We start from the raw sequence: 9,846 nt of genomic DNA, 5'->3' as shown, positions 1-9,846 counted from the left end.
GGCAGGAGGGGAGCCGGCCGCAAGGGTCAAAGGCTCCCCTTTCCTTTTACGAAGTCTCAAGGCGCGACCGATAAGATCGCGCGCTGCGCCAGATTCCGGCGCAAAAGAGACGGGCCATGCTGAAAAGATCGCTCCTTCCCCTTGCGCCCCTGCTTGCAGGCGCCGCGCTGGTCGCCCTGAGCGGCGATCCGGCGCTGGCGCGCGGCTATGGCGAGGCCTCCTCCCTGCCAATCGTCGATGCTGCGGTGGACTGGATCGGCTTTCGCGACCTGACCGGCGACCGCCGCGACCTGTTCGCCTATTGCCTCATCGCTTACGCGCTCTTTTTCGGCCCCCTGACTGACCTCGTCTTGCAGGAGCGCGGCTTCGGCAAGGCGCTCAATGGCGTGGTCGGAATTGTCGGAATCTGCCTGGCGCTGCATTTCGTCGGCGAGCAACTGCCGTCGTTCCACGACACGACGGGGCCGATGCGCTTCAATCTGATGCTGATCATCGCCGGCGCGGGTTCGGCGCTGACGCTTGTCGCGGCGTCCGTGCTCAAGAACGCCGTCATGGGATCCCTGCGGCGCAATCTCGACCGCCTCTATCGCGCGCCGCCTCCCAAGCCTCTGGCGACCGAACCGCCGCTCGATCCCCGAATCGCCTCGGCCCTGCGCGAAAAGCGCTGATTTTACGAAACCGCGCGCGGCGGCGAGAAAAAATGCGCGCTGGCCTTGGCCCAGAGCGCGGCCAGACGCGGATCACGCGCGCTGCGCAGCAACTCGCCCTCTTCCAGCGGAGGGTAGAGATCGGCGAAGCTGACCACCGTGCTTTCGGAAATGCGCCGCCGGAACTGATCCAGTTCGAACTGGCTGGGATGGTCCAGCCCCGCCGCCGCCGTCAGCTCCGCGAGGCAATGCAGGGTCGCGCGGTGGAAATTGGCGACGCGCTCGGTCTTGTCCGGCACATGGATGGCGCGGCCGCGCCAGGCGTCCTGCGTCGCCACGCCCGTCGGGCAGGCGTCCGTGTGGCAGGACAGCGACTGGATGCAGCCGAGGGCGAACATGAAGCCGCGCGCGCTATTGCACCAATCAGCGCCCAGCGACATGGCGCGCGCCATGTCGAAGGCCGTGAGGATCTTGCCGGAACAGCCGATCTTGACCTTGCCGCGCAGGCCGGCGCCGACCAGCGCGTCACGCACGAAGGTCAGCCCCTCGCGCATCGGCATGCCGAGATGATCCATGAATTCCGGGGGCGCGGCGCCGGTGCCGCCTTCCTTGCCGTCCACCACGATGAAATCCGGCGCGGTCCCGCTTTCCAGCATCGCCTTGCAGATCGACAGGAATTCGACCGGCTGGCCGAGGCAGAATTTGATCCCCACCGGCTTGCCGCCGGAAAGCTCCCGCAACTGGCTGATGAAGGCCATCAGCTCCAGCGGCGTCGAAAAGGCGCTGTGGCCGGGCGGCGAGACGCAATCCTGGCCCATGGGCACGCCGCGAATGGCCGCGATTTCCCGGGTGACCTTGGCCGCCGGCAGCACGCCGCCATGACCTGGCTTGGCGCCCTGGCTCAGCTTGATCTCGATCATCCTGATCTGCGGATTGCGCGCGGCCTCGGCGAACTTTTCCGGCGAGAAGCGGCCCTCCGGCGTACGGCAGCCGAAATAGCCGGAGCCGATCTCCCAGATCACGTCGCCGCCATTTTCGGCGTGATAGGGCGAGAAGCCGCCCTCGCCGGTGTCATGGGCGAAGCCGCCCCTTTCGGCGCCGCCGTTGAGCGCCCGGATGGCGTTGGCGCTGAGGGCGCCGAAGCTCATCGCGGAAATGTTCAGCACTGACGCCGAATAGGGCTGACGGCAATCCGGCCCGCCGATCGTGATGCGGAACGGCTCGGTCGCCATGGGCCGGGGGCTGAGCGAATGCAGCATCCATTCGAAGCCGTCGGAATAGACCGACAATTGCGTGCCGAACGGCCGCTTGTCGAGCTGCATCTTGGCGCGCTGGTAGGCCACCGCGCGGCGGTCGCGGCTGAAGGGCGCGCCGTCGGTCTCGCTCTCGAAGAAATATTGCCGCATCTCAGGGCGGATCTCTTCGAGGATGAAGCGCAGATGGGCGAGGATCGGATAATTGCGCAGCACCGAATGGCGCTTCTGGACCAGATCGCCAAGGCCCACCGCCGTCAGGCCGCCGAAAATCACGAGCGGAATCGCCAGCAGATGCGCGCGCTCCGGGTGAAGCGCCATGGCTGCGAGCGCCCAGACGAGAAACAGGGCGCTCAGAAGCAAGGCGAAATGGCGCGGGGCGAAAATCAGGCTGAGCAGGCGCATGAGAATCCTCGGCGGGAAAGACATAACATTCCAGGTCCGCGACCGTTCTATGACCATTTGGCTGAGGCAAGACCTCCTCAATTCCGCCGAGGCCCTCTTGCATGGCCACAAGGACGGCCTGCGCGCGACATGCTAGCTTTCTGATACAAAGTGCGGCGAGAAACGCAAAGGTGGAGCGTTAAAATTGAGCCAGGCTGGGGCGCAAGCCAAAACATCTGGACTGTCGGCGGTCGCCATCGTGCTGGCGGGTTGTCTGGTCGCCATGCTCTCCTTTGGCCCGCGCTCGGTGATGGGCGCCTTTCAGCTGCCGGTATTTGCCTCGCGCCCCTGGGGGACGGAGGCCTTCTCCTTCGCGCTCGCCGCGCAAAACCTGCTGTGGGGCGTCGGCCAGCCCTTCGCCGGGGCGCTCGCCGATCGCTATGGCTCGAAATATGTGCTGATCGCCGGCGCGCTGCTCTATGCCGCCGGCCTCGCCCTGATGGCGCAGGCCAATTCGTCGCTGGGCTTCGAACTCGGCGCCGGCGTGCTGATCGGCTTCGGCCTTTCCGGGGCCTCGTTCAATCTGGTGCTGGGCTCCTTCGCCAAGCTGCTGCCTCCGGAACGCCTGAGCTACGCCTTTGGCGCGGCGACGGCCGCGGGCTCCTTCGGCCAGTTCCTGTTCTCGCCGCTCGCCGGCGCGCTGATTGAGCGTTTCGGCTGGGAGGGCGCGTCGCTGGCTTTCGCGGCGCTGATCCTGCCAATCGTGCCGCTGTCGCTGGCGCTCGCCAGCCCGCCCGCCGCCTTCACGCGGCAGGCGACGCAAGGCGCGACCTTCCGTCACGCGCTGGGTCATAAATCCTATGTGCTGCTCGTGCTGGGCTTCTTTACCTGCGGCTTTCAGCTCGCCTTCATCACCGTCCATTTCCAGCGCTATATCGTGGAAAGCGGCCTGTCGCCGGTGGTCGGCTATTGGGCCATCGCGCTGGTCGGCGCCTTCAATATTTTCGGCTCGCTGCTGTCGGGCTGGCTCGGCATGTGGGTCCCGCGCCGCTTCATCCTCTCGGCGATCTATCTTTCTCGCGCCCTCGCCACCGCAATCTTCATCGCGCTTCCGCCCAGCTCGACATCCGCGCTGCTGTTTGGCGCCGTCACCGGCCTGCTGTGGCTTTCGACCGTACCGCCGACCTCCTCGCTGATCGGCCAGATGTTCGGCGCGCGGAACATGTCGATGCTCTACGGATTCGCCTTTTTCTCGCATCAGGTCGGCGGCTTCCTCGGCGTGTTGCTCGGCGGCTGGTTCCGTGAAAGCTTCGGGTCCTATCAGCCGGTCTGGCTGCTCTCCATCGCCCTGGGGGTGGTCTCGGCCCTGCTCAACCTGCCGATCGTCGAGGCGCCGGCCGAGCCGGTCCTGCAACCGGCCGAATGATTTTCCCGGAGGAATGACATGAGCGATTACGTCTTTGCCGCGCCGCCGCAGGCCGCGGCGCCCGTCGCGGGTGGAAAACTGTTTCCGGTGCGGCGCATTTTCTGCGTCGGCCAGAACTACGCCGCCCACGCCCGCGAGATGGGCGGCGACCCAACCCGCGAGCCGCCTTTCTTCTTCACCAAGCCGGCGGATTCGCTCGTCATCGACGGCGCCGACGCGCCCTATCCCAGCCTGACCGGCAATCTCCACCATGAGATCGAACTGGTCGTCGCCATCGGAACGGGCGGCGCGCAAATTCCCGCCGAACAGGCGCTGGCGCATATTTTCGGCTATGCCGCCGGGCTCGACCTGACGCGGCGCGATCTACAGGCGCAGGCGCGCGAGAACCGCAAGCCCTGGGACATGAGCAAGGGCTTCGACTTTTCCGCCCCGCTCGGCCTGATCCAGCCGGCGGCGCAGGTCGGCCACCCCGCGCAAGGCCGTATCGCCCTGACCGTCAATGGAAAGGTGACGCAGGACGGCGATCTCGGCGACCTGATCTGGTCCGTGCCGGAAATCGTCGCCGCGCTCTCGACCTATGTCGCGCTCGCGCCGGGCGACCTGATCTTCACCGGCACGCCCTCTGGCGTCGGCCCTCTTGTGCGCGGCGACGTTCTGGTCGGCAAAATCGCGGGCGTCGGCGAGGTCCGCACGAAGATCGTTTGAGCGGCCGCGCGGCCTACTTGACGCCGATGACCATGGAATCGGGTCCGAGCAGATGCTCGACCCGCGTTTCGGCAAAACCCGCCTCCCGCATCCATTGCTGGCAATCGGCGCCGGTGTAATCAAAGCCGCCCGGCGTCTCGATCAGCATGTTCAAGCTCATCAGGAGACCGAGCTCTCGACCTATGTCGCGCTCGCGCCGGGCGACCTGATCTTCACCGGCACGCCCTCTGGTGTCGGCCCCCTCGTGCGCGGCGACGTTCTGGTCGGCGACATCGCGGGCGTCGGCGAGGTCCGCACGAAGATCGTTTGAGCGGCCGCGCGGCCTACTTGACGCCGATGACCATGGAATCGGGTCCGAGCAGATGCTCGACCCGCGTTTCGGCAAACCCCGCCTCCCGCATCCATTGCTGGCAATCGGCGCCGGTGTAATCAAAGCCGCCCGGCGTCTCGATCAGCATGTTCAAGCTCATCAGGAGACCGAAGGCGTTCTCGCGGCGGTCGTCGTCGATGATCGCCTCATAGACGATCAGCATCCCGCCCTTGGGCAAGGCCTCATAAGCCTTGGCGAGCAGCACGCGCTTCTCCTCCATGTTCCAGTCATGCAGGACGTGGCCCATGACGATCACATCCGCCGTCGGCAGCTTGTCCTTGAAGAAGTCGCCCGGCACGAAGCGCAGCCTGTCCGACAAGCCATGCTGCGCGACAAATTCCTCGAACGCCGGACGCACGACCGGCAGGTCGAAGCCCGCGCCCGTGAGATGGGAATGTGCGCGCGCGATGGTCACGGGGACCATGCCCTGCGCTGCGCCGACATCCACGAAACTGCGAAAATCCTTCCACGGAATCTTGGCCGCGATCGCCATGGCGGCCCCGGCGCTGATCCCGCTCATCGCGGCGAGAAAGCCGCGCAGGCGCTCCGGATCGGAATAGATCGCCCCGAAGAAATCGTCCTCGTCCACGCCCTCGTTCTGGCGCTGGCCGGTTTTCAAGGCGTCGCTCAGCCTGCCCCAGCTCGGATAAAGCCTCGCATTGGCCATTTCCAATATTCCGCCGACATAGGACGGCTTGGCGCGATCCAGAAAGAAATCCGTCTCCGGACTGTTGGAATAAACGCCGTCTTCGCGGTCGAGCAATTTCAGGGCGACGAGCGCGTCAAGAAAATCCCGCGCGGCGCGCTCGTGCAATCCCAGCGCCCTCGTCAGTTCGCCGAGATCGGCGCGGCCTTGCGCGAGCCGGGTGAACAGGCCGAATTCGACGGCGGAAATCAGCGCCTTGGCGCTCCAGAAACCCATGCCAAGGCTGAGAAGCCGTTCTGGCGAAAGCTGCTTGTTCATGTGGCGGCGCTCCGCGAAAGGTCCGAGGAAGCGATAGCCTAGCGCAAGCTCGGCTCCTCCGCGACTGTGTCATGCGCGGGTTGGACGCGGAACGTCCGCGCCCGAATCATGCCGTCAAATTCGATATGGCGTCAGCCTTCGGATGCCTTCCAGAGACTGACGCCAACATTCCGATAGGCGAAAAACGGGACCATGATCAGGAAGATCAACAGGCCGACGCTCAGCGCCTGCGGCAACGTCCCGCCCGCCATTTCCGCCAGAATCTCGCTGCTTTCCTTGCCATGCAGATGGCCGACGATCAGTTCCTCGATCACCGTCAGCACGATCAGGAAAACTGTGAACACCAATGATTTTCGCAAAATCACGGCGAAGAGGGCGCCCTCGCGCTTCTCGCGTCCGCCAAGCTTGAGCGCCTCAAGAAGCATGATGAACTTGGCCGAAATCAGGGCCTTGACGGCCGCCATGCCAAGGGGCGCGAATTCGACCCCGACGCTGTGCAATACAGCGGCCTTATAGAGGACCAACGCGCCAAAACACACCCAGAGATAGGCTGAAATCCCCAGGAACTCATAGAGTTCATGCTGGGCGCGACGAGCCAGTTCCGCGCGTTTCGCGGCGGAAATCATCTTCCGCTTCCCGCCGGCCTCGGCATCGCGCGGCGGAGCCGCATCCCCCGCGAAGACATCCGCAAATTCCGCGACGTTCCGCGCCTCGACCCATTCCGGCATTCCCGCCGCCCAGACGAAATGCGGCTGATCGGTAGCCGCAAGGATCCGCTTGCGGATTTCGGCGGCGCTGACCGGACCGGTCGAACTCCCGTTCTCCGCGTAATGCCATGCGCCGCTCATGCCCCAAGTCCGCCCAAGAGCACATATTTGATCTCGACGAATTCCTCGATGCCGTGACGCGAGCCCTCGCGCCCGACGCCCGATTCCTTCACGCCGCCGAAGGGCGCGACCTCGGTCGAGAGGATGCCGGAATTGACCGCGACCATGCCATATTCCAGCGCCTCGGCGACGCGGAAGACCCGGCCGAGATCGCGGGCGTAGAAATAGGCTGCGAGGCCATATTGGGTGGCGTTGGCCTGTGCGATGACATCCGCCTCGTCCTTGAATCGGAACAGAGGCGCGACCGGCCCGAAGGTTTCCTCGCGCGCGACCGCCATTTCAGCGGTCACATCGGCCAGCACCGTCGGCTGGAAGAAGTTGCCGCCAAGCTCATGGCGGTGACCGCCGATCAGAACACGCGCGCCCTTGCCGAGCGCGTCGGCGATATGAGCCTCCACCTTGTCGAGCGCCTTGACCGTGATCAGTGGCCCCTGCTGCACGCCGTCCGCCGCGCCGTCGCCGACCTTCAGCTTGCCCACCGCCTCGGCCAGCTTCGCCGCAAAGGCGTCATAGATCCCGTCCTGGACATAGATCCGGTTGGCGCAGACGCAGGTCTGGCCCATGTTGCGGTATTTCGACACCATCGCGCCCGCGACCGCCGCGTCGAGATCGGCATCCTCGAACACGATGAAGGGCGCATTGCCGCCCAGTTCCAGCCCAACCTTCTTGACGCCCGAAGCCGCCTGCCGCATCAGCAGCTTGCCGACCGGCGTCGAGCCGGTGAAGCCGACGAAGCGCACCGCCGGATGTTCGCAGAACACCTTGCCGATCGCCGCCGCGTCGCCGGTGACGATATTGAGCACGCCCGGCAGCAGGCCCGCGCGGACCGCCAGTTCGCCTAGCGCCAGCGCCGTCAGCGGCGTCTCGGGCGCGGGCTTGACCACGCAGGCGCAGCCCGCCGCCATGGCCGGCGCGCATTTGCGCGTGATCATCGCCGCCGGGAAATTCCACGGCGTGATCGCCGCCATCACGCCGATCGGCTGGCGCAAGGTGAGGATGCGCGCGTCCGGCCAGGGCGAGGGAATGGTCTCGCCATAGATGCGTTTGGCCTCTTCGGCGTAAAACTCGATGAAGCTCGCGGCATAGTCGATCTCGCCCCGCGCCTCGGCCAGTGGCTTGCCCTGTTCGCTGGTCATGATGAGCGCGAGATCCTCGCGCGCGGCGAGGATCAGATCGAACCATTTGCGCAGCACCCCGCCGCGCTGCTTGGCGGTCTTTGCCGCCCAGATTTTTTGCGCCCGGGCCGCGATCTCGACCGCGTCGGTCGCCTCGGCCGCGCCGCCGTTCGGCACCTGCGCGAGCAAGGCGCCAGTGGCCGGGTTCTTGATCGCAAGCTCGCCCGCGCCGCGAAAAACGCCGCCCAGCAGCATTTGCGTCTTCAACAGGGTCGGATCATTGAGCTGCATCATATGCTCCTTTCCGGGCCAGAAGGTAACGCCGCAGCGCCACCACGGACCAGACCCCCTCGACAAGGCCGAACGGCCAGGCGCCCTGCAGGAAGCCATAGGCCGAACCGAGCGCACAGGCTGCGGCGAAGCCCAGAATATAGATCGCCCCGCGCGGCTCCAGCGCATAGAAGATAAGCATGGCGCTGACGGCGAAAAGGCCGAAAATCGTCAGCGCATCCATCATTTCGCCTGCGGCGTGCAGACCACGGTCTCGTTCAGCACGTAACAGATCGACATGGCGCCGGTGCGCTGGTCGACCCGGAACACGCCGCCCTCCTTTTCATGGCGCGAGGCGATCAGGCCATATTCGCTCGGCGGCTGCGCTCCGGCGCCTTCGCCGGGCGGATAGCAAAGGGTGACGCCGACCGAACCGCCTTCCTTGAGGCCATATTGGCAGGCGCCGACCTCGCCTGTCGCCTTGTCGATGCGATAGACGCGGTTGAGATCGACCTGCGGCGCGGCGAGAAAATCATAACTCGCCGCCTGGGCAAGGCCCGTCGTCGCGAGCAAGAGCGGAAGCATCCAACGCAGCATCGTCTTTCCCTTCCCCTTCGTTCGCCGCGACGGGCGAATCACTCTGACCCTCTCAGGAATCTATCATGTTGGCCGCCCGGCGCGGCTTTGGCCATGACATCGCGCGCCTGAGTCATTATAGCCCTGCCTTACGACAGGAGAAATTGCATGGCCCCGACGCCCGACAACATGCTTCACGTCTTCGATCTCGATGGCACGCTGGCCGATACGGCCGGCGATCTCATGGGAACGCTGGATTACATCATGGTTCAGGAGGGCTTCGCCACCACGCCGCTGGACGACGCCCGATCGCTGCTCGGCGCCGGCGCCCGCGCCCTGATCGTGCGCGCGCTCGCGGCGCAGGACGAAAGCGTGTCGCCGCAAAGGCTTGAAGACATGTTCCAGCGGTTCCTGGCGCATTACGAAACGCGCATCGCCGACGACAGCCGGCTTTACCCGGGCGTGGTCGAGGCGCTCGATGCGCTGGCCGCGCGCGGCGGCTTTTTCGCCGTCTGCACCAACAAGATCGAACGTCCGGCCAAGTTGCTGCTGGAAAAGCTCGGCATCGCCGACCGCTTCGCCTTCATCTGCGGGCAGGACACTTTTGGCGTCGCCAAGCCGGACCCGACGCCCCTGTTGCGCACCATCGAGGCCGCCGGCGGCGCGCCCGGGCGGGCCATCATGATCGGCGATTCCAAGACCGACATCGCCACCGCGCGCGCTGCGGGCGTGCCCTCCATCGCGGTGGATTTCGGCTATACCGACCGCCCCGTGATCGAATATGGCCCCGACCGGATCATTTCGCATTTCTCCGAACTGGCGGCGGCGGCGGAGGAGTTTTATTGAGCCCGGGCGGCAAGAGCTTGGCGCCCGGCCGCGCCGGACCGGCTGAGAACGCCTATGGGAAAGCGGCCGTCGCGGAAAATGGTGGCGGACGTAGTCCCTGTAAACCCGTCTCCGCGGGCCGGAATCCCTGCTAACAGGGAAAATTACAGGGAATTTTTCTCAAAAAGCCTGCCAGCTCCCGATCTTTTTCAGAATTCTCTCCGCATAACTGTGAGTTGAAGGACATTTCCCTACGAAACAGAACAGGGAATTAATTCGCGATTTCAAGGATTGTTCGAGCGCCGAGCAGGGATCGGCTGTCGCCTTCAGGACACCCGCTCAGCATGACTTATAGAATACGCCCGTCGACGTGCTTGGGCGGCGTTCTTATTGTGTTCTTTTGCGATTCGGTATATCCATCACA

11 protein-coding genes and 1 pseudogene are annotated in these 9,846 nt (G+C 65.1%); 5 read left to right on the top strand and 7 right to left on the bottom strand.

Translation table 11 applies throughout. The features are described from left to right. The first annotated feature begins 116 nt into the window (after positions 1-116). A complete protein-coding gene (locus tag QM467_RS19520; protein WP_283368010.1) occupies positions 117-668 on the top strand; it encodes a hypothetical protein in 552 nt (183 codons plus the stop codon). A 2-nt stretch (positions 669-670) separates the two neighbouring features. On the opposite strand, the gene QM467_RS19515 is transcribed toward QM467_RS19520, so the two are convergent. Next, the gene (locus QM467_RS19515; protein ID WP_283368009.1) at positions 671-2,305 is read right to left on the bottom strand and encodes an FMN-binding glutamate synthase family protein; all 1,635 of its coding nucleotides are present in this window, start codon (positions 2,303-2,305) and stop codon (positions 671-673) included. Positions 2,306-2,489: 184 nt separating this feature from the next. Here QM467_RS19515 and QM467_RS19510 point away from each other — a divergent pair, with 184 nt between their 5' ends. Together QM467_RS19510 and QM467_RS19505 are read left to right on the top strand one after the other, a co-directional pair. After that, on the top strand, positions 2,490-3,710 hold the full coding sequence (locus QM467_RS19510; RefSeq protein WP_283368008.1) for an MFS transporter: 1,221 nt from the start codon (positions 2,490-2,492) through the stop codon (positions 3,708-3,710). 18 nt (positions 3,711-3,728) lie between these two features. After that, positions 3,729-4,415 carry a fumarylacetoacetate hydrolase family protein gene (locus QM467_RS19505; protein WP_283368007.1) on the top strand — a complete coding sequence of 229 codons (687 nt, stop codon included), beginning with the start codon at positions 3,729-3,731 and terminating at the stop codon, positions 4,413-4,415. A gap of 13 nt (positions 4,416-4,428) precedes the next feature. Here the strand turns inward: QM467_RS19505 and QM467_RS19500 are convergent. Beyond that, positions 4,429-4,584, bottom strand: a pseudogene (locus QM467_RS19500) (methyltransferase); the annotation flags it as partial. Here QM467_RS19500 and QM467_RS19495 point away from each other — a divergent pair. Then, on the top strand, positions 4,510-4,725 hold the full coding sequence (locus tag QM467_RS19495; protein WP_283368011.1) for a fumarylacetoacetate hydrolase family protein: 216 nt from the start codon (positions 4,510-4,512) through the stop codon (positions 4,723-4,725). The pseudogene QM467_RS19500 and the gene QM467_RS19495 sit on opposite strands and share 75 nt — an antisense overlap. A gap of 13 nt (positions 4,726-4,738) precedes the next feature. Here QM467_RS19495 and QM467_RS19490 read toward each other — a convergent pair whose 3' ends face one another. The 5 genes from QM467_RS19490 to QM467_RS19470 all read right to left on the bottom strand — a co-directional run bounded on the left by QM467_RS19490 (position 4,739) and on the right by QM467_RS19470 (position 8,618). Further along, complete coding sequence (locus tag QM467_RS19490; protein ID WP_283368006.1) at positions 4,739-5,749, bottom strand: methyltransferase; 1,011 nt, start codon at positions 5,747-5,749, stop codon at positions 4,739-4,741. 131 nt (positions 5,750-5,880) lie between these two features. Further along, positions 5,881-6,597 carry a DUF4339 domain-containing protein gene (locus QM467_RS19485; protein ID WP_283368005.1) on the bottom strand — a complete coding sequence of 239 codons (717 nt, stop codon included), beginning with the start codon at positions 6,595-6,597 and terminating at the stop codon, positions 5,881-5,883. Beyond that, on the bottom strand, positions 6,594-8,045 hold the full coding sequence (locus tag QM467_RS19480) for an NAD-dependent succinate-semialdehyde dehydrogenase (protein WP_283368004.1): 1,452 nt from the start codon (positions 8,043-8,045) through the stop codon (positions 6,594-6,596). Before QM467_RS19480 ends, QM467_RS19485 begins: the two co-directional genes overlap by 4 nt. After that, positions 8,029-8,265, bottom strand: a complete 237-nt coding sequence (locus QM467_RS19475; RefSeq protein WP_283368003.1) for a hypothetical protein — start codon at positions 8,263-8,265, stop codon at positions 8,029-8,031. Before QM467_RS19475 ends, QM467_RS19480 begins: the two co-directional genes overlap by 17 nt. Further along, entirely contained in the window at positions 8,265-8,618 is a 354-nt protein-coding gene (locus QM467_RS19470; RefSeq protein ID WP_283368002.1) for a hypothetical protein, read from the bottom strand. The genes QM467_RS19475 and QM467_RS19470 overlap by 1 nt, the downstream gene beginning before the upstream one ends. Positions 8,619-8,765: 147 nt before the next feature. Here QM467_RS19470 and QM467_RS19465 point away from each other — a divergent pair, with 147 nt between their 5' ends. Continuing rightward, a complete protein-coding gene (locus QM467_RS19465) occupies positions 8,766-9,443 on the top strand; it encodes an HAD family hydrolase (protein ID WP_283368001.1) in 678 nt (225 codons plus the stop codon). The last annotated feature ends 403 nt before the right edge of the window (positions 9,444-9,846 follow it).

Source organism: Rhodoblastus sp. 17X3 (assembly GCF_030056575.1).
Lineage (GTDB): Bacteria > Pseudomonadota > Alphaproteobacteria > Rhizobiales > Beijerinckiaceae > Rhodoblastus.
Note: the sequence above shows the minus strand (reverse complement) of the source record. Positions and strands in the feature narration are given on the sequence as shown.